Origin of the sequence: Paraburkholderia kururiensis JCM 10599 = LMG 19447 (assembly GCF_003986935.1) — a bacterium.
Taxonomy (GTDB): domain Bacteria; phylum Pseudomonadota; class Gammaproteobacteria; order Burkholderiales; family Burkholderiaceae; genus Paraburkholderia; species Paraburkholderia kururiensis.
The window spans coordinates 1-23,025 of sequence record NZ_RJZE01000023.1 but is presented as its reverse complement, the minus strand read 5'-3'; the positions used below and the strand labels follow the sequence as shown (position 1 = coordinate 23,025).

General features: G+C 61.0%; 19 protein-coding genes, 2 tRNA genes and 2 pseudogenes. 20 read left to right on the top strand and 3 right to left on the bottom strand.

Annotated elements, in window-relative coordinates; all coding sequences use genetic code 11:
* Positions 1 to 46 precede the first annotated feature (46 nt).
* From PKKP23_RS24970 to PKKP23_RS24915, 12 genes are all read left to right on the top strand, one after another.
* Entirely contained in the window at positions 47 to 2,269 is a 2,223-nt protein-coding gene (locus PKKP23_RS24970; RefSeq protein ID WP_126878854.1) for a RelA/SpoT family protein, read from the top strand.
* 70 nt (positions 2,270 to 2,339) lie between these two features.
* Positions 2,340 to 2,416: transfer RNA gene (locus PKKP23_RS24965), tRNA-Val, on the top strand.
* Between the two features lie 313 nt (positions 2,417 to 2,729).
* Positions 2,730 to 4,637 carry a threonine--tRNA ligase gene (gene thrS, locus PKKP23_RS24960; RefSeq protein WP_126878853.1) on the top strand — a complete coding sequence of 636 codons (1,908 nt, stop codon included), beginning with the start codon at positions 2,730 to 2,732 and terminating at the stop codon, positions 4,635 to 4,637.
* Between the two features lie 49 nt (positions 4,638 to 4,686).
* Positions 4,687 to 5,208, top strand: coding sequence for a translation initiation factor IF-3 (gene infC, locus PKKP23_RS24955; protein WP_081601939.1), 522 nt, complete (start codon positions 4,687 to 4,689; stop codon positions 5,206 to 5,208).
* 311 nt (positions 5,209 to 5,519) lie between these two features.
* Positions 5,520 to 5,717, top strand: coding sequence for a 50S ribosomal protein L35 (gene rpmI / locus PKKP23_RS24950; protein WP_004191477.1), 198 nt, complete (start codon positions 5,520 to 5,522; stop codon positions 5,715 to 5,717).
* Between the two features lie 29 nt (positions 5,718 to 5,746).
* Entirely contained in the window at positions 5,747 to 6,106 is a 360-nt protein-coding gene (gene rplT / locus PKKP23_RS24945; protein ID WP_017777778.1) for a 50S ribosomal protein L20, read from the top strand.
* A 206-nt stretch (positions 6,107 to 6,312) separates the two neighbouring features.
* Complete coding sequence (pheS, locus tag PKKP23_RS24940) at positions 6,313 to 7,326, top strand: phenylalanine--tRNA ligase subunit alpha (RefSeq protein WP_017777779.1); 1,014 nt, start codon at positions 6,313 to 6,315, stop codon at positions 7,324 to 7,326.
* Between the two features lie 121 nt (positions 7,327 to 7,447).
* Positions 7,448 to 9,880 carry a phenylalanine--tRNA ligase subunit beta gene (gene pheT / locus PKKP23_RS24935; RefSeq protein WP_126878852.1) on the top strand — a complete coding sequence of 811 codons (2,433 nt, stop codon included), beginning with the start codon at positions 7,448 to 7,450 and terminating at the stop codon, positions 9,878 to 9,880.
* Between the two features lie 56 nt (positions 9,881 to 9,936).
* Entirely contained in the window at positions 9,937 to 10,350 is a 414-nt protein-coding gene (locus PKKP23_RS24930; RefSeq protein WP_126878851.1) for an integration host factor subunit alpha, read from the top strand.
* Positions 10,351 to 10,441: 91 nt separating this feature from the next.
* Positions 10,442 to 10,843: a MerR family transcriptional regulator gene (locus tag PKKP23_RS24925; RefSeq protein ID WP_026122042.1), complete on the top strand. Its 402-nt coding sequence runs from the start codon at positions 10,442 to 10,444 to the stop codon at positions 10,841 to 10,843.
* A 74-nt stretch (positions 10,844 to 10,917) separates the two neighbouring features.
* Positions 10,918 to 10,994, top strand: a tRNA-Pro gene (locus tag PKKP23_RS24920).
* A gap of 130 nt (positions 10,995 to 11,124) precedes the next feature.
* Positions 11,125 to 12,837: a DUF6538 domain-containing protein gene (locus PKKP23_RS24915; RefSeq protein ID WP_161978138.1), complete on the top strand. Its 1,713-nt coding sequence runs from the start codon at positions 11,125 to 11,127 to the stop codon at positions 12,835 to 12,837.
* A 193-nt stretch (positions 12,838 to 13,030) separates the two neighbouring features.
* Here the strand turns inward: PKKP23_RS24915 and PKKP23_RS24910 are convergent.
* A pseudogene (locus PKKP23_RS24910) lies at positions 13,031 to 14,475 on the bottom strand (IS1182 family transposase).
* A gap of 85 nt (positions 14,476 to 14,560) precedes the next feature.
* Here PKKP23_RS24910 and PKKP23_RS24905 point away from each other — a divergent pair.
* From PKKP23_RS24905 to PKKP23_RS24895, 3 genes are all read left to right on the top strand, one after another.
* Positions 14,561 to 14,812, top strand: a complete 252-nt coding sequence (locus tag PKKP23_RS24905; protein WP_081054267.1) for a hypothetical protein — start codon at positions 14,561 to 14,563, stop codon at positions 14,810 to 14,812.
* A gap of 368 nt (positions 14,813 to 15,180) precedes the next feature.
* On the top strand, positions 15,181 to 16,038 hold the full coding sequence (locus PKKP23_RS24900; RefSeq protein WP_126878849.1) for an oxidoreductase: 858 nt from the start codon (positions 15,181 to 15,183) through the stop codon (positions 16,036 to 16,038).
* Positions 16,039 to 16,138: 100 nt separating this feature from the next.
* Entirely contained in the window at positions 16,139 to 17,161 is a 1,023-nt protein-coding gene (locus tag PKKP23_RS24895) for an LLM class flavin-dependent oxidoreductase (RefSeq protein WP_126878848.1), read from the top strand.
* 18 nt (positions 17,162 to 17,179) lie between these two features.
* On the opposite strand, the gene PKKP23_RS24890 is transcribed toward PKKP23_RS24895, so the two are convergent.
* Positions 17,180 to 18,091, bottom strand: a complete 912-nt coding sequence (locus PKKP23_RS24890) for a LysR family transcriptional regulator (RefSeq protein ID WP_126878847.1) — start codon at positions 18,089 to 18,091, stop codon at positions 17,180 to 17,182.
* Between the two features lie 121 nt (positions 18,092 to 18,212).
* On the opposite strand from PKKP23_RS24890, the gene PKKP23_RS24885 reads away from it, so the two are divergent.
* From PKKP23_RS24885 to PKKP23_RS24875, 3 genes are read left to right on the top strand one after another with little or no spacing between them, the layout of a single operon-like run.
* The gene (locus PKKP23_RS24885) at positions 18,213 to 18,944 is read left to right on the top strand and encodes an SDR family oxidoreductase (RefSeq protein ID WP_126878926.1); all 732 of its coding nucleotides are present in this window, start codon (positions 18,213 to 18,215) and stop codon (positions 18,942 to 18,944) included.
* A 34-nt stretch (positions 18,945 to 18,978) separates the two neighbouring features.
* Positions 18,979 to 20,172: an MFS transporter gene (locus PKKP23_RS24880; protein ID WP_126878846.1), complete on the top strand. Its 1,194-nt coding sequence runs from the start codon at positions 18,979 to 18,981 to the stop codon at positions 20,170 to 20,172.
* Between the two features lie 48 nt (positions 20,173 to 20,220).
* Positions 20,221 to 21,063: a haloacid dehalogenase type II gene (locus tag PKKP23_RS24875; RefSeq protein WP_240659133.1), complete on the top strand. Its 843-nt coding sequence runs from the start codon at positions 20,221 to 20,223 to the stop codon at positions 21,061 to 21,063.
* 439 nt (positions 21,064 to 21,502) lie between these two features.
* Here the strand turns inward: PKKP23_RS24875 and PKKP23_RS24870 are convergent, their stop codons facing one another.
* A complete protein-coding gene (locus PKKP23_RS24870) occupies positions 21,503 to 22,030 on the bottom strand; it encodes a nucleotidyltransferase family protein (protein ID WP_338120174.1) in 528 nt (175 codons plus the stop codon).
* Between the two features lie 351 nt (positions 22,031 to 22,381).
* Here PKKP23_RS24870 and PKKP23_RS24865 point away from each other — a divergent pair, with 351 nt between their 5' ends.
* Together PKKP23_RS24865 and PKKP23_RS24860 are read left to right on the top strand one after the other, a co-directional pair.
* Complete coding sequence (locus PKKP23_RS24865; protein WP_126878845.1) at positions 22,382 to 22,849, top strand: ASCH domain-containing protein; 468 nt, start codon at positions 22,382 to 22,384, stop codon at positions 22,847 to 22,849.
* Positions 22,850 to 22,923: 74 nt separating this feature from the next.
* A pseudogene (locus tag PKKP23_RS24860) lies at positions 22,924 to 23,025 on the top strand (IS5/IS1182 family transposase); the annotation flags it as partial.

Here is a 23,025-nt window from a genome sequence, read left to right as displayed (position 1 = left end):
GCGGTTTCATCGTTCCAGCCCGGCATGATTGCCGGGTCAAAGCATCATGAGTCGCGACAATCTCCCCACCACCACGAGTCCGGTGCCGTCCATCGACGATGCGCTCGCGTTCGTGCGCGAGACCGCCGGTGACGCGCGACTGCCGTCCGGCGAATCACTGATCGAGCATGCGGCGGGGACGGCATCGATCATGGGCAAGCTCAACGTCGATTCGCCCGCGGTGCTGGCGGCGGCGCTCTTCGCGCTCACGCCGTATCTGTCGGACCCCGAGCGCATTCTGGCCGAACGCTTCGGCGAAGAGGTTTCGCAGCTCGTTGCGGACGTGCGCAAGCTGTTGAGGCTCGGCACCGTCAGCATGCGCGCCGCTCAGAATGCGATGCCCGAGGCCGGTCGCGACGCGCAGGCCGCGCGTCGCGCGCAGGTCGAAGCGTTGCGCAAGATGTTGCTCGCGTTCGCGCAGGACATCCGTGTCGTGCTGATCCGGCTCGCCTCGCGGCTGCAGTCGCTGCGCTACTACGCGGCGGCGAAGCTCACGCCGTCGCCCGACGTGGCGCGCGAGACGCTCGAAATCTACGCGCCGCTTGCGAACCGGCTCGGCATCTGGCAGTTGAAGTGGGAGCTCGAGGACCTCGCGTTCCGCTTCGAAGAGCCCGAGACCTACAAGCGCATCGCGAAGCTGCTCGACGAGAAACGCGTGGAGCGCGAGAGCTACGTCACGCAGGCCATCGACCGCCTGCGCGCCGAGCTTGCCGCCGCGCACATCGACGCGGAGGTGTCGGGGCGGCCGAAGCACATCTACAGCATCTGGCGCAAGATGCGCGGCAAGGAGCTCGATTTCGCCGAACTCTACGACGTGCGCGCGTTTCGCGTCATCGTTCCCGACATCAAGGATTGCTACACCGTGCTCGGCATCGTGCACAACCTGTGGCAACCGGTGCCGAGAGAGTTCGACGACTACATCTCCCGGCCGAAGCCGAACGGCTACAAGTCGCTGCATACGGTCGTGATCGGCGACGACGGGCGCGCGTTCGAAGTGCAGATCCGCACGCACGAGATGCACCAGTTCGCCGAATACGGTGTGGCCGCCCACTGGCGCTACAAGGAAGCGGGCGTGCGTGGTTATGGCGGTCAGTTCAGCGCGAGCGACCGCTACGACGAGAAGATCGCATGGCTGCGCCAACTGCTCGCGTGGAAAGACGACGTGTCCGACGGCCGCCAGCCGTGGGACCAGTTGCGCCAGGCTACCTTCGAGGACGACCACATCTACGTGATGACGCCGCAGGCGCGCGTGATCGCGCTGCCGCAGGGCGCAACGCCCCTCGACTTCGCGTATCACCTGCACAGCGAGCTGGGGCACCGCTGTCGCGGCGCGCGTGTCGACGGCGCGATGGTGCCGCTCAACACGCCGCTGCAGAACGGTCAGACGGTCGAGGTCATCGCGGTGAAGGAGGGCGGGCCGTCACGCGACTGGCTCAACCCGCAGCTCGGCTATCTGCAAAGCCCGCGTGCACGTCAGAAGGTGCGCGCGTGGTTCAACGCGATCGAGCACGAAGAGAACATCGCGTCTGGCCGCGCAATGGTGGAAAAGACGCTGCAGCGCGAGGGCAAGACCTCGGTCAATCTGGACCAGCTCGCGGCCAAGCTTGGGTTCAAGTCGACCGACGATCTGTTCTCCGTGGTCGGCAAGGAAGAGTTCAGCCTGCGTCAGGTGGAGCAGGCGTTGCAGGACGCGCCGCCGCCCGAGCCGGAAACGGAAACGCCCGAGCAGATCACGAAGCGCGCGAGCGGGGCGAGCGTCGCGCATGGCGCATCCACCGGCGTGCTCGTGGTAGGCGTGGACGCGCTGCTCACGCAGCTCGCGCGATGCTGCCGTCCGGCACCGCCCGACGACATCAGCGGCTTCGTCACGCGCGGCAAAGGCATGTCGATCCATCGCACGGATTGCCCCACGTTTCGCCGCATGGCCGAGCGCGCGCCTGAGCGCGTGCTGCAGACCACGTGGTCCGCGGACGTGCTGAGCGGGCGCGGACAGTCCGTCTATCCCGTGGATCTCACGATCGAGGCGGGCGACCGCCAGGGGCTGCTGCGCGACATCTCCGAAGTGTTCGCGCGCGAGAAGATCAACGTGATCGGCGTGAAGACGCAGTCGCGGCGAAACGCGGCTTTCATGCAGTTCACCGTCGAGGTGTCGAGCGCGGCGCAAATCCAGCGTGCGTGCACCCTGCTGGGAGAGGTGCAGGGCGTGGTGCGGGCCGCGCGCAAGGCATGAGGCGTTTTCATGTCGCCGCATAAAAGTGCTTGCCAAGTGTTCCGGTACTCCATATAATTTCAGCTTCTTCAGGCTCGTAGCTCAGCTGGTTAGAGCACCACCTTGACATGGTGGGGGTCGTTGGTTCGAGTCCAATCGAGCCTACCAACGAAATCGGAAGCCTGGTCATGTATCGGGTTTCATGCGGTATAAGCAGCAGTACAAACGGCAGTGCACGCGCTCTTGCGCATAAGGCGAATACGGTTATGACACCGCGAACGTTTACCGAAACTACTTCGGAGCGACGCTAGTCGAGGACCCCTTTCGCCTCTGTATTTCGCCGTGTAGTCTGGTTCGAAATGTGAATGCGGCCCCTCGAAAGCGGGGCCGCATTTTTTTTGCCCTGGTTTCGTTGCCGGTCCGCGTAGGGTTTCTGTCTTTCACCTGTTGACGTGCCGCCGGCCGGCACATGGAGAACGCAATGGTTTCGATACGTCTGCCCGACGGTTCTGTTCGACAGTACGATCATCCCGTGACGGTCGCCGAAGTGGCCGCGTCGATCGGCCCCGGTCTCGCGAAGGCGGCGCTCGGCGGCAAGGTCGATGGCGAGCTCGTCGATACGTCGGCGCTCATCGACCGCGATGCGTCGCTTGCGATCGTCACGGAGAAGGACCCCGACGGTCTCGACATCATTCGCCACTCCACGGCACACCTGTTGGCGTACGCGGTGAAGGAGCTTTACCCGGAAGCTCAGGTCACGATCGGACCGGTGATCGACAACGGCTTCTATTACGACTTCGCGTACAGCCGTCCCTTCACGCCTGAGGATCTCGAGAAGATCGAAAAGCGTATGCAGGAGCTCGCAAAGAAGGACGAGCCGGTTACGCGTCGCGTCGTCTCACGCGACGAGGCGGTCGACTACTTCAAGAGCATCGGCGAGAAGTACAAGGCCGAGATCATCGGATCGATTCCCTCAAGCGACGAGATCAAGCTCTATTCGCATGGTGGGTTCACGGATCTTTGCCGCGGCCCGCACGTGCCGTCCACGGGCAAGCTCAAGGTCTTCAAGCTCATGAAGGTGGCGGGCGCCTACTGGCGCGGCGACGCGAAGAACGAGCAGTTGCAGCGCATCTACGGCACGGCCTGGGCGAAGAAGGAAGAACAGGACGCGTACCTGCACATGCTCGAAGAGGCGGAGAAACGCGACCACCGCAAGCTCGGCAAGCAGTTGGACCTGTTCCACATGCAGGACGAGTCGCCCGGCATGGTGTTCTGGCATCCGCGCGGCTGGACGCTCTGGCAGCAGGTGGAGCAGTACATGCGCCGCCGCGTGGCCGAGGCCGGCTATCTCGAGATCAAGACGCCGATGATCATGGACCGCTCGCTCTGGGAAGCGTCCGGCCACTGGCAGAACTATCGTGAAAACATGTTCACGACGGAGTCGGAAAAGCGCGACTACGCCATCAAGCCGATGAACTGCCCGGGCCACGTGCAGGTATTCAATCATGGCTTGCGGTCGTACCGCGATCTGCCGCTGCGTTACGCGGAATTCGGCTCGTGCCATCGCAACGAGGCTTCCGGCGCGCTGCACGGGCTCATGCGCGTGCGCGGCTTCGTGCAGGACGATGCACACATCTTTTGCACGGAAGATCAGTTCATCAGCGAGTCGATCGCTTTCAACACGCTCGCCATGAGCGTGTACAAGGATTTTGGCTTCGATCACATCGACATCAAGCTGTCGCTGCGTCCGGACTCGCGCGCTGGCACGGACGAAACGTGGGATCGCGCAGAGGACGGCCTGCGCCGCGCGCTCACGGCCTGCGGTGTGAGGTGGGAAGAGCTGCCGGGTGAAGGCGCGTTCTACGGTCCGAAGGTCGAATACCACATCAAGGACGCGCTCGGCCGCTCGTGGCAGTGCGGCACGCTGCAGCTCGACATGGTGCTGCCGGAGCGCCTTGGCGCCGAGTACGTGGCCGAGGACAACAGCCGCCGTCGCCCGATCATGCTGCACCGGGCAATCCTCGGATCAATGGAGCGCTTCCTCGGGATCCTGATCGAGCACCATGCCGGCGCGATGCCTGCCTGGCTGGCTCCGATGCAGGTGGTTGTGATGAATATTGCTGAAAGTCAGGCCGAATATGCGCAAAAATTGGCCCAAACGTTGCAAAAACAAGGGGTTAGAGTAGAGGCCGATTTGCGCAACGAGAAAATTAGCTATAAAATACGCGAACACACGCTCGAAAAGGTCCCGTACCTGCTGGTGGTCGGCGACAAGGAGCGTGAAGCGCAAACGGTAGCCGTGCGTGCCCGTGGCGGTGTCGATCTCGGTGTGATGCCGGTCGATGCCTTCGTTGAACGCCTGCGTGAAGACCTGCAGGCGTTCAGGTAAGCCACCTGGCAGCGCGGCTCGTTTTTTTAATTTTTAGAGGAAACGTAACATCGCTACTGAAAAGTCGCATCGCATCAACGGCGAAATTACCGCGCCCGAGGTGCGTCTCGTCGGAGTCGATAACGAGCCGCTCGGCATCGTGAAGCTTGCAGATGCTTTCCGTCTGTCGGAACAACAGGATCTCGACCTGGTAGAAATTGCCCCGCAGGCAGTGCCTCCGGTGTGCCGCCTGATGGACTATGGCAAGTTCAAGTACCAGGAAGCGAAGAAGCAGCACGAGGCGAAGCTCAAGCAAAAGGTCATCCAGGTCAAGGAAGTGAAGTTCCGCCCCGGGACCGATGACGGCGATTACCACGTCAAGCTGCGCAACCTCGTCCGCTTCCTCGAAGACGGCGACAAGACGAAGATCACGTTGCGTTTCCGTGGCCGCGAAATGGCTCACCAGGAAATCGGTATGCGCATGCTGGAGCGCCTGCGTACTGACCTCGACGAGGTGGGGCAGGTCGAGCAGATGCCGAAAATGGAAGGGCGCCAGATGATTATGGTGCTCGCTCCCAAGAAGAAGAAGTAAGCGCAGGGCAAGCGCGATGTGCCGCAAGGCACTTCGCTGCCGTGCGAAGCAGGTTAGTGCGCGGATCGTCGTTAGACGCTTCGCGCCAGCAGGTTCCGGAACGGCGCCCGCATCCTGTGTCGATCTCAGTGATCGGTGCGGCGACGGGCGTTTTTCCTGAAAGCGGCGGCCAGCATCACCGGCCGGCTGCATACCAAGTGGAGTGGGTTTCGAAGGGCGGGTGAAGGGCAAACGATGGTCCCGGGCTTTTGCATCGGGCGTTCGCGAGCCAACCGCACACCCATGTCCATCAAATAATGGAGTTGTCTGTCATGCCCAAGATGAAGACCAAGAAGAGCGCTGCGAAGCGCTTCGTGGTGCGTCCGGGTGGTACCGTCAAGCGCGGTCAAGCCTTCAAGCGCCACATCCTGACGAAGAAGACCACCAAGAACAAGCGGCACCTGCGTGGCGCTACGGCCGTTCATGATTCCGATCTGAACTCCGTGCGCGCAATGCTGCCGTTCGCGTAACCCTCAACCGATACTCATAGGAGCGAAACATGCCTCGAGTCAAACGTGGGGTTACCGCACGGGCCCGTCACAAGAAGATCATCAAGCTGGCCAAGGGTTACCGCGGCCGCCGCAATAACGTCTATCGCATCGCCAAGCAGGCGGTCATGCGCGCAGGCCAGTACGCCTACCGCGACCGTCGCAACAAGAAACGTGTGTTCCGCGCACTGTGGATCACGCGTATCAACGCAGCGGTGCGTCAGCACGACATGACGTACAGCGTGTTCATCAACGGCCTGAAGAAGGCGTCGATCGAACTCGACCGCAAGGTGCTGGCCGACATGGCTGTGTTCGACAAGGCTGCTTTTGCTGCTGTCGTCCAGCAGGTGAAAGCCGCCGTTGCGGCCTGATCGCTAACCAGGCGTTCAGGTATTGCGTGGTTGGTTGCAGCGAACATTCCGGCTTGCCGGTGACGCTGCAACAAAAACGGGGCTCCTCACCGAGCCCCGTTTTTGTTGGTCGAGCCAGTCGCGCGTGGGTGTCGGACCGGTCGTGCTCCGGCTCCGCTACGCCGTACTACAGACACTGAAACACTGACGTTGAAACGATGGGACCAATGGATCTGGACCAGATTGTCGCTGACGCGCAAAGCGCCTTTGCCGAGGCGCCCGATGTCAACACGCTCGAGAACGAGAAGGCGCGCTTTCTCGGCAAGTCGGGTGTCCTCACGGAACGCCTGAAGGGATTGGGCAAGCTTGACCCCGAAACGCGCAAGACCGAAGGCGCACGCATCAACGTCGCGAAGCAGCAGGTGGAAGCGGCGCTGACGGCACGCCGTCAGGCGCTCGCCGACGCGCTGTTGAACCAGCGCCTCGCCGCCGAAGCCATCGACGTCACGCTGCCCGGTCGCGGCATGGGCGCAGGCAGCCTTCATCCGGTGATGCAAACGTGGGAGCGCGTCGAGCAGATCTTCGGCTCGATCGGCTTCGACGTGGCGGACGGTCCCGAGATCGAGACCGACTGGTACAACTTCACGGCGCTCAACAGCCCCGAGAACCACCCGGCGCGTTCCATGCAGGACACGTTCTACGTGGACGGCAAGGACAAGGACGGCCGCCCGCTGTTGCTGCGCACGCATACGAGCCCCATGCAGGTTCGCTATGCACGCACTCACACGCCGCCCATCAAGGTCATCGTGCCGGGGCGCACGTATCGGGTAGACAGCGACGCCACGCACTCGCCGATGTTCAATCAGGTCGAAGGCCTGTGGATCGACGAGAACATCAGCTTCGCGGACCTCAAGGGCGTCTACTCCGATTTCCTCAAGAAGTTCTTCGAGCGCGACGACATCCTGGTGCGTTTCCGGCCGTCCTACTTTCCGTTCACCGAGCCCTCGGCCGAGATCGACATGATGTTCGAGCAGGGCAAGAACGCGGGCAAGTGGCTGGAGATTTCGGGTTCGGGGCAGGTGCATCCCACCGTGATCCGCAACATGGGCCTCGACCCGGAGCGCTATATCGGCTTTGCCTTCGGTAGCGGTCTCGAGCGTCTGACCATGCTGCGTTACGGCGTGCAGGACCTGCGTCTGTTCTTCGAGAACGACCTGCGGTTCCTGAAGCAATTTGCCTGACCCGCGATACGACCGAGCGGCTGCGCCCGTGGACCGGGCCGCGCCGCCCACTGGCCGGCCGCGCTGCAACGAGGCGAGTCGCGCGGCGCCGTGCTCCTAACCTGTTGGAACGTACAGACTCATGCAATTCCCGGAATCCTGGCTCAGAACCTTTGTCGATCCGCAGCTCACCACCGAAGAGCTGTCCCATGCGCTGACGATGGCCGGTCTCGAGGTTGAGGGGCTGCGCCCGGCTGCGCCGCCCACGTCGAAGATCGTGGTGGGGCGCGTGCTGGAAGTGGTCAAGCATCCGGACGCGGACAAGCTCAACGTATGTCAGGTCGATGCCGGCACGGGCGCGACGCTGAACATCGTCTGCGGCGCGCCCAATGTGGCGCCCGGCATCAAGGTGCCCGTCGCGCTGGTGGGCGCGCAGTTGCCGCCGGCGGAAGAGGGCGGCGCGCCGTTTGCCATCAAGCTCTCGAAGCTGCGCGGTGTGGAGAGTCAGGGCATGCTGTGCTCGGCGCGTGAGCTGAAGCTTTCGGAAGATCACAGCGGCCTGTTGATCCTGCCGGAAGACACGCCGATCGGCCAGGACATCCGCGAAGCACTCAATCTCGACGACACCGTCTTCGAAATCAAGCTCACGCCGAACAAGGCCGACTGCCTTTCCGTCTTCGGCATCGCGCGCGAGACTGCAGCCATCACCGGTGCGCCGTTGAAGGCGCCGCAGTTCAAGGCTGCCGAAGTGAAGCTTGCCGATACGCTGCCGGTACGCGTTTCCGCGCCGGATCTGTGTGGTCGCTTCTCGGGTCGCGTGATTCGCGGCGTGAACGCGCGCGCGAAGACGCCGCAATGGATGGTGGCGAGGCTCGAACGTTCGGGTCAGCGCAGCATCTCGGCGCTCGTCGACATCTCGAACTACGTGATGCTCGAACTGGGCCGGCCTTCGCATGTGTTCGATCTCGACAAGATTCACGGTGCGATGGACGTGCGCTGGGGCCGCAAGGGCGAGACGCTCAAGCTTCTGAACGGCAACACCATCGAAGTGGACGAGGCCGTAGGCGTAATCGCGGACGATCACCAGATCGAAAGCCTCGCCGGCATCATGGGCGGCGACAGCACCGCCGTTACGCTCGATACGACGAACATCTACCTCGAAGCCGCCTTCTGGTGGCCGGACAGCATTCGCGGCCGCTCGCGCCGCTTCAACTTCTCCACCGACGCGGGGCATCGCTTCGAGCGCGGTGTGGACTGGTCGACGACGGTCGAACACATCGAATATCTCACGCAGCTCATTCTCGATATTTGCGGCGGCGAGGCCGGCCCGGTCGACGACCAGGTCGTCAATGTGCCGAAGCGCGAGCCGGTGAAGATGCGCGTGTCGCGCGCGAACCGGATCATCGGCGTGCGGATCGGCGCGGACGAAATCGCGCAGATTTTCACGCGTCTCGGCCTTGCCTTCGAAAGCGACGGCGAGACGTTCTCGGTGACGCCGCCCGCGTATCGCTTCGACATCGAGATCGAGGAAGATCTGATCGAGGAAGTCGCCCGCATCTACGGTTTCGAAAAGATTCCGGCGCGTCCGCCGGTTGCGTCGAACGTCATGCGTCCCACTCACGAGACGCAGCGCTCCGTGCACGACATTCGCCATGCACTTGCCGCGCGCGACTACGCGGAGACGGTCAACTTCAGCTTCGTGGACGCCGAATGGGAGCACGACTTCGCCGGCAACGACAAGCCCGTGCGTCTGCTGAATCCCATCGCGAGCCAGCTTTCCGTGATGCGCACCACGCTGTTCGGTAGCCTGATCGGCGTGCTGCGATACAACCTGAACCGCCGCGCCGAACGCATCCGCGTGTTCGAGGTGGGTCGCGTGTTCCTGCCCGATGCCTCCATTGCTTCGGGCGAGATGACCGTGGAAGGCTTCGCGCAGCCCAAGATGGTCGGCGCGCTGGCCTACGGCTCTACTGCGGACGAGCAGTGGGCGTCGCCCACGCGTGCCGTTGATTTCTTCGACGTGAAAGGCGACCTGGAAGCGTTGCTCGCACCGACCGTGGCGCGCTTCGTCAAGGCTGAGCATCCGGCGTTGCATCCGGGGCGTTGCGCGCGCATCGAAGTGGACGGGCGCGCAGTGGGCTGGATCGGCGAACTGCATCCGCGCTGGATGCAGAAGTACGATCTGCCGCACGCGCCGATCCTGTTCGAAATCGAAGCGCAGGCGCTCATGCAGCGTGCGCTGCCGAGCCCGACGGACGTGTCGAAATTCCCGCCCGTGCGGCGCGACATCGCACTCGTGGTCGACCAGAAAATCGAGGTGCAGGCGCTTCTGGACGAGATGCAAAAGGCCCTTCAGGAAGGGCCCGCGAAGATCGTTCAGAGGGTTGCGTTGTTCGACGAATTTCGTGCAAAATCAAACACTTCCGGTGGTATGGCTGCGCACGAGAAAAGCCTTGCCTTCCGGGTGACCTTGCAAGATACTGGCGGGACCCTTCAGGACGAAACGGTCGATCAGGCCATCAAGTCTCTGGTGGATCGCCTGGCTCGAGTCTATGGCGCCCGGTTGCGCGGATAACCGAAACGGCAATTCGCGCATAGCAGCTTACTGGTTCGCGCGCCATTCATAGCTACATGAACGAAATGAACTCGAGCGATTTCGAAGCCCTTCTTGCGGCGCAACGCAGCGCCATGATTCGCGACATCCCGACATCAACGGCCCCCGCCTCCACGGAGACGCCTACGCTTACGAAGGCTGAACTCGCCGAATTGCTGTTCGACAATGTCGGGCTCAACAAGCGCGAAGCGAAGGACATGGTGGAGGCGTTCTTCGAGGTGATCCGCGATGCGCTGGAAGGCGGCGAGAGCGTGAAGCTCTCCGGCTTCGGCAACTTTCAACTGCGCGACAAGCCGCAGCGTCCCGGCCGCAATCCGAAAACCGGCGAGGCCATTCCGATTGCGGCACGTCGCGTCGTCACGTTCCACGCCAGCCAGAAGCTGAAGGCGCTCGTCGAGAACGGCGCCGACACGAGTTACGCGCGCAACTAGACGTTGCGCCGCGGCGCCATGCGACGCGCGGCGCAACCGTGGCGAACGCCCTTCGCAGCACCTCTACCAACACCACGACGGCTAACCGGCGATGACAGCGACAACTGAAAAAGTCGTCTTGCCTCCGATTCCCGCGAAGCGTTATTTCACGATCGGAGAGGTGAGTGAGTTGTGCGGCGTGAAGCCGCACGTGCTGCGGTATTGGGAGCAGGAGTTCACGCAGCTGAAGCCCGTGAAGCGGCGGGGCAACCGACGCTACTATCAGCATCACGAGGTGTTGCTGATTCGCCGGATTCGCGAACTGCTTTACGAGCAGGGGTTCACGATCAACGGTGCGCGCAACCGGCTGGACTCGCGTGGCGATGTGGTAGAAGAGCCTGTGCGCGAGATGGACAGACAGGTGCATGCGGTAACGGCAAAACCGGCATCGAGCGTCGATGTCGAGCAACTGCGTCGCGACCTGCTCAACGTGCTCGACGTGCTGAGCCATTAGCCGGACCGACGTTGCGATAAGTTCGTATGTAAAGGTTCTAAAGGCACAAACACTCTGTTATACTTTTGTGCTTTCGGGGCGTAGCGCAGCCTGGTAGCGTACCTGCATGGGGTGCAGGTGGTCGGAGGTTCAAATCCTCTCGCCCCGACCAAGGATTAAGGCCCGGAAAGCCAGGCCAGTAAAGGGAATCCCAATACTGGCAAGACTTTCCGGGCTTTGTCTTTTCCGGCATCGTCAATCTACCTTGTCAATTCGCGTGTCAAAATGTGCGGATGGACGATATGACAACACTGCCTCCTGGACTGGAACCGCATCCCAAAAGCGGTATCTACCAGCTCCGTATTGGCATTCCCAAGCACCTTCAACACCTGTTCCCTCGCACGAGTGGTGGCAAGCTGGCGACCGATGCATACAGAGCCAGCCTCAAGACCCGCAACCGCGCTGAAGCGATCACCATCGCACACCGGCTGATAGCCGAGCACCGGGTCCGGTTTCAGGCGCTGGAAGACAGCACACGCCCCGCGCCATTCGTCCCGCTATCAGAAGAGCTAGAGGCTTACATCGCCCAGGCTGTACAAAATCTGGTCCTGACGCTGGATGAGCAAACCCGCGTTACGCCGATACTGGTTGGCGCCTACAGGGGGCACCTCCCCAATACCGATCAGGTTGCATGGGAACAAACGAGGGATTTTCTGACACAGGAGCAAGCCGCAGCGGTACAGCGGTTTGACCAGGAACAGGTGCAGGCTTGGAAAGCAGCATTAGCTCGGGGCGATTTCTCGGCCACCCGTGAGTACGTAGACTTCGTTTGTGACCCTCTGTCTATTCGTGTGGAATGGGACACGACCGAGGGGCGTCTGGCACTTCAGCGCATCACGCGAACTCTGGTTAGGGCCATGGATGCCGTGGCACAAAGAAGCCAAGGCGAACCTGTAGATACACCGCCCGCCCCCGTCATCCCCAAGGGACTCACGCCCGACGACGAACCTTCGAAGAAGACTCGGGACGCGCCCAAGACTCTGCGGGACATGGTGCCGTCCTGGCAGCAGTGGAACGGGTATGCCGAGACAGACAACCCCGCCAAGCGCACCGGGAAAGCGCTAGCGTTATTCGAGGAAGCGTGCGGCACAGTCCCCTTGAGCAATCTGACGCGAGCGACCGGAGCGGCCTTCGTCAAGTTCCTGTTAGACAGCAAGGCGCGGGGCTTCGGGGCCAAGACCGCTCACAATCACTACACGTCCGTAAATGCTTTAGTGAACACGGCTGTCAAGGATGGCATCCTCGACCGTAACCAGTTCGCGGTTTCGTTCGACAAGACCAAGGGTGCGAAGAAACGCGAAGGATGGACCGATAACGAACTAGAAATACTGTTCGGGGCGCTCCTGTTCTCCGACCAGATGGAGCAAGTACGCCATTGGGATAACGTAAAGCCCGAAGATGGCCGGGCAGCCCTGCTGCTGCTTCTGCATACCGGAGCCCGTATCGGCGAGATAGCACAGCTACGCTGCGAGGACTTCCAGACCCGCCACGGCATCAAGACCATTCGCATTACCGCTGAGGCCGGAACGGTCAAGACCGACGAATCGGAGCGTATCGTCGCTCTAGCTTCTCACCTGCTGGCAGATCCGTGGTTCTCCGCGTGGCATGAGAGAACCGCGGGTGGTACGGGCAATGCATTTCCGTCATTGAGCGGCCGGGCAAGCGCACCGGGCGACACCTTGGGCAAATGGTTCTTGGAGCTTAGGCGCTCCCTCGGGTTGCCGACTGGTCGTCTTCACGGATCGCACAAGTTCCGCCATTGGATACGCGGGGCGTTGGCCGATAAGGGAATCGGCACCGAAACGTCAGACTCAATCACGGGCCATGCGGCGCAGGGTTCTAGCGGTCGCGTGGACTACACCAAGGCAGCAAGCCCCAAGACCATGCGAGAGGCACTAGACAGTATTGAATGGCCCAAGATCACGATAACACCTCGGTCGTACGTTATCGGTTGATGCGCTCATCCTTTGCTGCACCATGGCGTTTGGCCGAGATCGACCGAGGCTGTGTGGAAACGCGAAACGCAGAGTTGCCGGGGCATAGATTCCGTGCTGCATCGTCGCAGCAATTCGATAGGCCACGAATGCTGGTGTAATTTCAATCCTCGTTGCGGACCGCGTACAGATTATACGGCGAATTTTGGGTGCTTCACGCACCCACCAGCCTCATGGCCTTCATGGTTTTCGCGAACCCAAGTATCGCTATTACGCGCTTGAGGTTGTACGCCAGCACATGCCGACTCATTTCGGTGCTCACATTGGCAAGCAGACGAGTCAGGAAGTGCGTGTAGCCCATCAGTGTTTGAACGTCCCGAACACGTGCTCGACAGTCCGCCTTCGCACCGTCATCGCATCCGGCATTCTGTCCAGCCTTCGCTGCGCAGCTTCCAGTACTGACTCGTGTTCCCAGCGCGTAATCCGCCGGTAGTCGCTTGGCGTACATTGCGGCTTCAGTGCGCAACCAATGCATGCACTACTCCAATAGCGGCGCAGATACATGCCATGTTCCAGACCGGTAAATCGGTAGATCGCACGTTGCCCGGCCGGGCACTGGTATTCGTCATCTCGGGCGATGTAGATAAAGTCTGCACGATCAAAGCGACCGTGAGCCTTTGCGCTTGACGTCGTGGTCCTGGGCAGAATGGCTGCGATACCAGCATCCTCGCAGGCCTTTATCTGTGGACCACTGTAATACCCTCGATCAGCGATAGCCTTCAATCTGGTTTTGCCCATGGCGTCACGAGCAGCTTGTGCCATCGGGCTGAGCTGTGCCCGATCACTGCCGGCATTTGTGACCTCGTGAGCAACGATGAGATGGTGTTTGGAATCTACGGCTACCTGCACGTTGTAGCCCACAATCCCCGAGCCACGACCGCTTGTCGCCATGGAGCGAGCATCGGGATCAGTCAGCGAGATCTGCCCATCAGGCAGCGTCTTCAACTCTTCTTTGACCTGCTCGAGGTGGCGCATTTGCCCTTGTAATTGAGCAATTTTCTCTCGCAGCCGAGTTGTCTTCGCTTCCACCTCGGGAGGTTGGGTCCGATCAGCCGTTTCCAGTGCACTCAGATAGCGTTGGACACTTTCCTCAATTTGCTGCTGCCGCTTGTCGATCTTGCCAGTCGTAAAGTTGCGGTCACGCGTATTGGATGCCTTGAACCTGCTTCCATCGATGGCGACCAACGCTTGAGAGAACAACTTGAGATCGCGGCACAAAACGACAAACCTGCTACAAACTTTGCGAATGCCTGTGCCGTTGTTTCGCCGAAAGTCCGCTATGGTCTTGAAGTCTGGCGCCAAGCGGCCCGTAAGCCACATGAGCTCAATATTGCGTTGGCATTCGCGTTCCAGGCGGCGGCTCGATTGAATCCGGTTCAAGTAGCCGTAGATGTATATCTTCAGCAGCACTGCGGGATGGTAGGAGGGGCGGCCCGTTGATGATGGCGTAACGCCAACGAAACCGAGCCCTTCTAGCGCCAGTTCTTCGACAAAGGCCTCGACGATCCTGACCGGGTTGTCCTCGGCAACGAAATCGTCCAGGCATTCGGGCAACAACGTCACCTGCTTCCGGTCGTCACCTTCAACGAATCGCTTCAATTGTTCCTCCGACCTTGAAGTGCTGACCGAAGTTTAGGAGATCACGTGAGAGAATGAAGGCTCATTTTCATCGACGAGAACGCACGTGGACCTCCATGTGATCTATACACGAAGTGATCGAATTCTTCTGTCGCGCCGCCGATATGAATCGTGGCGACAGATCCAAGATGAGATCGCTGATTACGTGACCTCGCTGGGCCCTTGGTCGCCCGAGGATACGGTTGCATACCTCGGCTACGAGCATCTTGGACTCGCCCCGAGTGCGGCCGAACAGGTCGCCACACTATTGGCCTCTGCCGATCCCATCATCGAACTCAAATTCGGGCCAAGCGCCTAGCTCGTGTTTTCACACAGCCTCGGTCGCTTTATGCCTTTTGCATGAGTTGCCGCACCCGCGACGTTGTCGCGCTCTGTCGTCGGGCGCTAGCCGGCCAGGAAGAGACACCCGCTGCGATGAACTGCGCGGCCGTTGTCACCAACATACCGGACACCGCGTTGCCGTGAACGTGCCATACCCACTTTTGTCGACATTCGCGCCGCCTGCGCCTGGGAAAGATGCACGACGCACGTCCCTTCGTTCGCGCGATTTTTCCACACACGGAAAATTCATTCCATCCATACCCGTCTAATCAAACGCCCCCGTCACGCCGACACTCCTCTCCATGCAGTTCGTTTCACATCCATCACGAACCAAGGAGAAGAGCCATGAACAACGTCACGAGCCAGCGGTTCAAACGCGTCTGGTTCATCACAGGCGCGTCGCGCGGTTTTGGCGCACTGATCGCGAAAGCCGCTCTCGATGACGGCAACGCTGTCGTCGCCACCGGCCGGAACGCCGCCACAATCGCCGAGCGGCTGGGAGAGTCGCCCGCGTTGCTCACCGTTGCACTCGACGTGACAGACGAGGCACAGGCCAAGGCGGCCGTCGAAGCCGCCGTCGGTAAGTTCGGCCGCATCGATGTGCTGGTCAACAACGCAGGCTTCGGTTTGCTAGCGGCCGTTGAAGAATCGAGCGATGCCGAGGTTCGCCGCATCTACGAGACCAACGTGTTCGGCCTGCTCAACGTGACACGTGTCGTGCTGCCGGTAATGCGCAAACAGCGTTCGGGTCACGTGATCAACACGTCGTCCATTCTCGGTTATCAGGCGGCGGCAGGCGTCGGCGTGTACAGTTCGACGAAGTTCGCCGTGGAAGGTATCACCGAAGCACTGCATGCAGAACTCAAGCCGCTCGGCATTCACGCGACCATGATAGAGCCTGGCTTTTTTCGCACGGACTTTCTGGATGCGTCGTCGCTGGTCGTCGGCAAGACGATCATTAGCGACTATGAAGAGACGTCGGGCAAACTGCGGCACCTAGCGGATGAAATCAATCACAATCAGCCGGGCGATCCAGTAAAGCTGGCAACCGCGATGGTCAGGCTCGTCGATGCAGAGACGCCGCCGCTGCGTTTGCCGCTCGGCACGGACACGCTCAAGGCACTCGCGGAAAAGAATGCGTACGTAACTGCCGAAACGGAGACCTGGAAGGCACTTTCTGCATCCACCGATTTCCCCGCCTGACTTGCAAAGAAGCAACCGGCAGACAGTGCGCGTGCGAGCGGTGTGTGCCCGCTTCGGGCAACATTCGCTCATCGTCTTCTCACGCTTGCCCAACGCTGACATGAAAAAAATCGGCTTTCTATCGTTTGGCCATTGGTCGTCTTCGTCGCATTCGCTTGCGCGTTCTGCTTCGGACGTACTGTTGCAATCGATCGACCTCGCGGTCGCCGCGGAGCAACTCGGTGCGGATGGCGCATATTTTCGCGTGCATCATTTCGCGCGCCAGCTCGCGTCTCCGTTTCCGCTACTGGCGGCGGTAGGTGCGAGAACCAGCCGCATCGAAATTGGCACGGCCGTCATCGACATGCGCTACGAGAACCCGCTGTACATGGCCGAGGATGCGGGCGCTGCCGATCTCATCGCCGGTGGGCGCCTGCAACTCGGCATCAGCCGCGGCTCGGGCGAACAGGTGATCGACGGTTGGCGCTATTTCGGCTATGCGCCCGGCGACGGCGAGACGCACGTCGATCTTGCCCGTCGACACACGGAAGTGTTCTACGAAGTGCTGCGCGGAGAAGGTTTCGCTGAGCCCAATCCCCGGCCAATGTTTGCCAACCCGCCTGGCCTGCTACGCGTCGAGCCTCATTCCGAAGGGTTGCGCGATCGCATCTGGTGGGGCTCGGGGTCGGATGCCACCGCGGTCTGGGCAGCCGGGATGGGCATGAACCTGCAATGCTCCACACTGAAAAACGACGAGTCGGGCCGTCCGCTTCATGTCCAGCAGGCGGAGCAGATCCGCGCCTATCGGCGGGCGTGGAAGGAAGCCGGACACGCGCGCGAGCCGCGCGTGTCGGTGAGTCGCAGCATCTTCGCGCTGATGAACGATCGCGACCGCATGTACTTTGGACGCGATGCGAACAGCGACGACACGGTCGGCCTGCTGGACGGCAATATCCGGACAATTTTCGGCCGAAATTATGCGGCAGAGCCCGACGCGCTCGTCAGGCAACTTGCAACCGACGAGGCCATTGCGGAAGCCGACACGCTACTGTTGACCGTGCCGAATCAACTCGGCGTTGAGTACTGCGCACACGTGATCGAATCGATCCTCACGCACGTTGCCCCCGCGCTTGGCTGGCGTTAGTACAAGATCGCTTTGGCTTCAGCGCAGCGGAAACCAAAGCGGACCCTCCCACGCTTTCAGTGCATCGAGGAACGCCTTCAACTTCGACGGCATGAAGCGCCGCGTCGGATAAACGGCATGCACGAATATCTCCGGTGACGACCACTCGGGCAGCACACGCACAAGCTCTCCGCTCGCGATATGCGGATCGCAATAGCTCGACGGAAGCAGCGCAATGCCGTGCCCGCGAAGCGCGAATGCGTGGACGATGTGAAAGTCACGGGCAGCGACAGGCCCACTGACGTGTACCCTGGTCGCTTTGCGGCCGCTCACCAGGTGCCATTCCGTCTCATTGTTGCGGGCATTGATCAGCACGCACGGATGCTGGCTCAGATCGTCGGGCCGTGACGGGAGCGCATGGCTGCGTGCATAGCCGACCGAGGCAACGAGCTGCCGCACGCTCTTTCCCACTCGTTGTGCGACGAGGCTCGAGTCCTGCAATTCGCCAAAACGGATCGCAACGTCGACGTTTTCGGCAATCAGGTCGATGAACGCGTTCGTGAAATACAGATCCACCTGGATCTGCGGAAAGTGCTTCAAAAATGCCGACAGGAACGCGTAAAACGGCTCCTGTTCGAGCATCACCGGCCCGGAGATGCGTAGCACGCCCTCCGGCTGCTTCTGCGTCTGGGTGATGACGCGCTGCGCATCGTACAGATGATTCAGCGGCTCACTGCATTGATCGAAGTAGGCGCGACCTTGCGACGTCAGGCTGAGCTTGCGCGTCGTGCGCTGCAACAGCGTGACGCCGAGCCGTTCTTCGAGCGCGCTCACCTTGCGGCTGACGGTCGACACCGGCATGCCGAGCGCACGCGCGGCCCGGCTGAAGCTCTCTAACTGCGCTACCCGTACAAAGACGGCGATGTCGTTCAGGTCGGCGAGTTCGGTCATGTGCGGCTCGGTGACGATTTTTGCGATGGTTGAAAAGACATTCCAGATATTCCAGTCTAATAAAAAATGCTCGTCGGGACGACACTACTCTCCACGCAGTTCAACTTCATGGAGAGAAATCATGGCAAACAAAGTCGTCGTCATTACCGGTGCTTCGAGCGGAATTGGTGAAGCCACCGCCAAACTTCTTGCCTCCAAAGGCGCCACTGTCGCTCTGGCCGCTCGCCGCATCGACAAGCTTCAACGCGTTGCCGCGGAAATCATGGCGAAAGGCGGGCACGCGTCGGTTCATCCAGTCGATGTGACGGATCAGGACCAGGTCAACCGCCTGATCGGCGACGTCGTATCGCAACATGGTCGCCTCGACGTCATGGTGAACAACGCTGGTCTGATGGCGATCGCGCCACTTTCGCTGCGCAAGACCGACGAGTGGGACCGGATGATCGACATCAACATCAAGGGCCTCCTGTACGGCGTCGCCGCGGCGCTGCCGGTATTCGAAAAACAGCACTCTGGCCACTTCGTCAACATCGCGTCCGTCGTGGGGCTGAAGGTGTTCAGCCCGGGGGGCACCGTGTATTCGGGCACGAAGTTCGCGGTTCGCGCGATCTCCGAAGGTCTGCGACACGAAGTGGGCGGCAACATCCGCACCACCGTCATTTCACCGGGTGCGGTCGACACGGAACTGAAGTTCGGTTCGGGCCACGACGACAGCCGGAACTTTGTCGTCGACTTCTACAAGATGGCGATCCCCGCTGACGCGATTGCGCAAGCCATCGCCTACGCAATCGAGCAGCCCAGCTCGGTCGACGTCAACGAAATCGTGATTCGTCCCACCGTTCAGGACTTCTGAAGCCACCCCGAATGACTTCATTTAGGAGTTCATCATGCCCGCAGCAGTGTTTTCCCTCGCGTTCGCCGCGTTCGCAATCGGGACGACGGAATTCGTCATCGTCGGCTTGTTACCCGACATTGGAAGAGCGTTCGGCATCTCCGTGTCGACGGTCGGTTTGCTGGTGAGTTTCTACGCGCTGGCCATTACGGTCGGCACGCCCGTCGTATCGGCCTTGACCGCGCGCTTGCCGCGCCGGGCATTGCTGCTCGCGCTGATGACCTTCTTCACGCTGTGCAATCTGGCGGCGGGACTTTCGACAGCCTTCGCGGCGCTGCTCACGATCCGGATCGTCATGGCGGTCGCACACGGCGTGTTTTTCGGCCTCGGGACAACCGTTGCCATGGCGCTCGTGCCGACGCAGAAGTCAGGCAGGGCCGTGGCGATCATGGTAAGTGGCCTGACGGTCGCGATGGTGACTGGCGTCCCCGGCGGGACATGGCTTGGCGATCTGATGAGCTGGCGGCTGCCGTTCCTGGTAGTGGCTGCCATGGGCGCGCTGGCGACCATCGGCCTCTGGCGGCTTTTGCCCGCGCTTGCCGCTCAGCGCAGTGCCGGCACCGTTCTCTCGCAGCTCGCCTTGCTGAAAAGCCAGGCGTTGATGCCGCTCTATGCAATCGCCGCGCTGGGCATGGGAGCGACGTTCGCGGTGTTCACTTACCTGTCGCCGCTGTTGATTGATACCACGGGGTTCAGAAGCGAAGGCGTAACCCTCGGGCTGATGGTGTTCGGACTCGGCTCCGTGGTGGGGACGATCGGCGGAGGGCGTCTGTCCGACAGATATGGCCCGAAGCTCAGCATGAACATCGCGTTGGCCGGCATCGCCGCGTCGGTCGCCGCGCTCTGGCTCACCGCGCAGCATCCCGAGATGGTGATGGTCAACCTGTTTATCTGGGGCGCGTTCGCCTTCGCCGTTCCTCCCATCATGCAGGCGACTGTCGTGCTCGTGGCTCGACGCGTGGCGCCCGAGGCGGTCGGTACGGCGGCGGGGCTCAACGTCGCTGCGTTTAACCTCGGCATCTCTGGCGGGTCCTTCCTCGGCGGGCTGACGCTCGCAGGCGTCAACGTCCTTACGACGGTCTACTCCGGCGTGGCTCTGGCGGTGGTGGGACTCGTGGTTGTCGCGATGTATCGATGGTCGGACCGCCCGACTGCCGCGTCTGCCCGAGACGCGCTGGGACGGTGCTAAACGTCAGCGCCCCACTCGACGTCAACGAATCACGCAACGAGAAACATCATGAACCTATCGAAGCCTCATGTACTGCAACCCGGACGACGGCGTTTCGTGCAGCTTCTCGCATCGCTGCCGTTCGTTTCCGCCACTGCGCCCGCTCACGCGCTGTCACCCTCAGGCGCCGCACACGACACCATTCGACCCAAGGCCCTTGTCTTCGATATGCAAGGCACCGTCTTCAACTTCTATGATCCGATGATGCATGAACTGGCCCGCCTCCCTGCAGTCGCGCCGCGGCTTCAGGACTGGTCGACTTTTGCGGGACGGTGGAGCGCTGCGGCACATGACGCTATCGTCGAGATCGCCGCCGGGCGCAAGCCGTGGCAACCCAACCGCGCTGTTTATGCCGAGGTGTTGCCTTCGTTGCTTACGCGTTACCCAGGCGGCAATACGCTTTCCGACGAGGACAAGACCCGCTTGCTCGACGTCTGGGGAACGATGACACCATGGTCCGATACGCTGGCAGGACTAACATCTCTGCGTAAGGCGTTCGTGGTTGCAACGCTGACTAATGCGTCGATGGCGGGAATGATCGGCCTCGTCAAACGCGAAGGACTGCCCTTTGATGCGATCCTCACCGGCGAACTGGTGCACGCGTTCAAGCCTGATCCGCGTGCCTACCAACTCGCTTCTGAGTATCTCGGCTTTTTACCGGGCGAGATCATGCTGGCGTCTGCTCACAAGTGGGACCTGATGGCGGCCAAGCGCAGCGGCCTGCTTACGGCGTTTGTGCCGCGTGCCTTTGAAAACGGTCCGGCGACCGAGGTCGATACCTTGCCGGAGCCGTACATCGACGTTATCGCCTCCGATTTACCGCAACTCGCGTCGCTCCTCGATCGCGGCTGAAACAGATCAGGCCGGTAAAGATCGCGAGCCTCGATGGGCCGGTCACGCGGCCCGCGGACGTCCGCTGTCGGTCACGTCGCAGACATCGGCCGAGGTTGGGCAGATGACGGGAATGGGTCGCTTTATGCTCGTTGCATGAGAGGCCGTCTCCGCGACGATCACTCCGCTCGGTCGTCGGACGCTGGCCGGCCGATAGTGTTGAAAAACTCGTGGAGCGCCGTTTTCGGACCGCTCGCAAAAATTTCGGCCTCTCAGATCGGTCTACAAACCGCTCGCGTGCATCGGCTAAGGGTAAAACGACCCCTCAAAACCTCGCGAGATCGCCCATCACCGAGTTTTTCAACACTATCGGCCGGTCGCCGACCTATGCGATGGGCATATCGCGCGGCGATCCTGGCGGTCGCGCTGCTCCACAGCAGGCGATCATTCCGTACGACCGTCAGCTTGGCACGATCGTTACGCGCGGCCAGCGCCTTTGATACTGCTTTCGCTCGATTCGCTTTCGGTAAGTTTCGACGCTGACCCGTGCCGGGTTTCGCCGGACCACCATAGCAAAAAGATCGTCAAGCCCATACGGTGCAATTACTTCAATCGAGTCGTCTTCGCGTAGCGTTAATCCGACCGATGTTGCGAACTCGGGCCACGACGCGACAGCTTGCTCCAGCGAAGCGAACGGCGAGACCGGATAACCAAAAGTCGCTTCAAACCATGTGTGCACGGCGGCCTGATTGGTGACCTCCCACGGTGTGTTCGGACGGATACCATTTAATCGGCGCTGAATATTCGCGTCGCTCTTGTCTGAGAGATCGGAAGCGTCGAAGTGTGCGACGTCAATGTCCGACAACGGAGATGCCGCCCGGAAATCGTGCAGCGAATCCCACACGAGATTGCGAACAGCACCAGCACCTATACACACCACGAGGCCAGATTGAGGCTGCGCACTGCGACGAGCGCGGACCAGAACCATTCCGATTCACGTGCGATGGCCGCAAGGCGTGTCTGCATATTGGTTGTTCGCACGTCAATCCCCGAAAGTGCATCGTCGCCATGCAACCCTCGCGACATTTCCAGAGGATTGTCGACGAAACAGGCGTCGCCGTCGATCGGCGGCTCATGGCCGGCCAGCGTCCGACGGCCGAGCGGAGTGATCGTCGCGGAGATGGCCTCTCATGCAACGGGCATAAAGCGACCCATGCTGCCTTGTCGGCTCCTCGAACGAACGTCGGCTCACCGGTCAATGCGGGACGTTCAATGCGTACCTTGGCATGCAATAGAATGCGATTCCTGACGTCGTACGTACCGTGTCTCGCCATAATCTATGTCCGATACGCCTACACTGCCCGAGTTGATTACAGCGCTAAGCGAACGCGGAATCGATCTTTCCGGGGCCAATGTTCGAATTGGTAGCTATGGCGACTCGGACCAATCCTCCGCAATGCTCATTTCCCTGATAGCGTCCAAGGTAAAGCGCGGCACGTGTAGCCTGCTGTGGTCATGGGAACTTGACGGGGAACCCCTGCCGCAGGATGGGGACATCGAAATTGTTCTGGGCTTTCGCAATCGCCCCGTTCTTCTGCTCCGGACGACGAAAGTCGAGATAGTCCCTTTCGAGAAAGTCTCTAGCGAGTTTGCGGCGGCCGAAGGAGAAGGTGACCTCTCGCTCGAATTCTGGCGCGCGGAGCACTGGAAGTTCTTCAGCAGGGAGTGTCAGCGGATAGGACGACAGGCCGTAGCGTCAATGCCGCTCGTGTGCGAGACGTTCGACCTGATGGCCGATTTGTGTTAGGGATTCGCTGATCAATTGACTGCTGCTACACGATGCGTGCATGCTGAAGGCAACGGGAACATAACTCTACGGACATGAGCCAACGCAGCTTTGCGAGCGCCGAGTACGCGATGAAGAAGAAGCAAACACGGCGCGAGAAGTTTCTTGGCGAGATGGAGCGCATCGTGCCGTGGCCT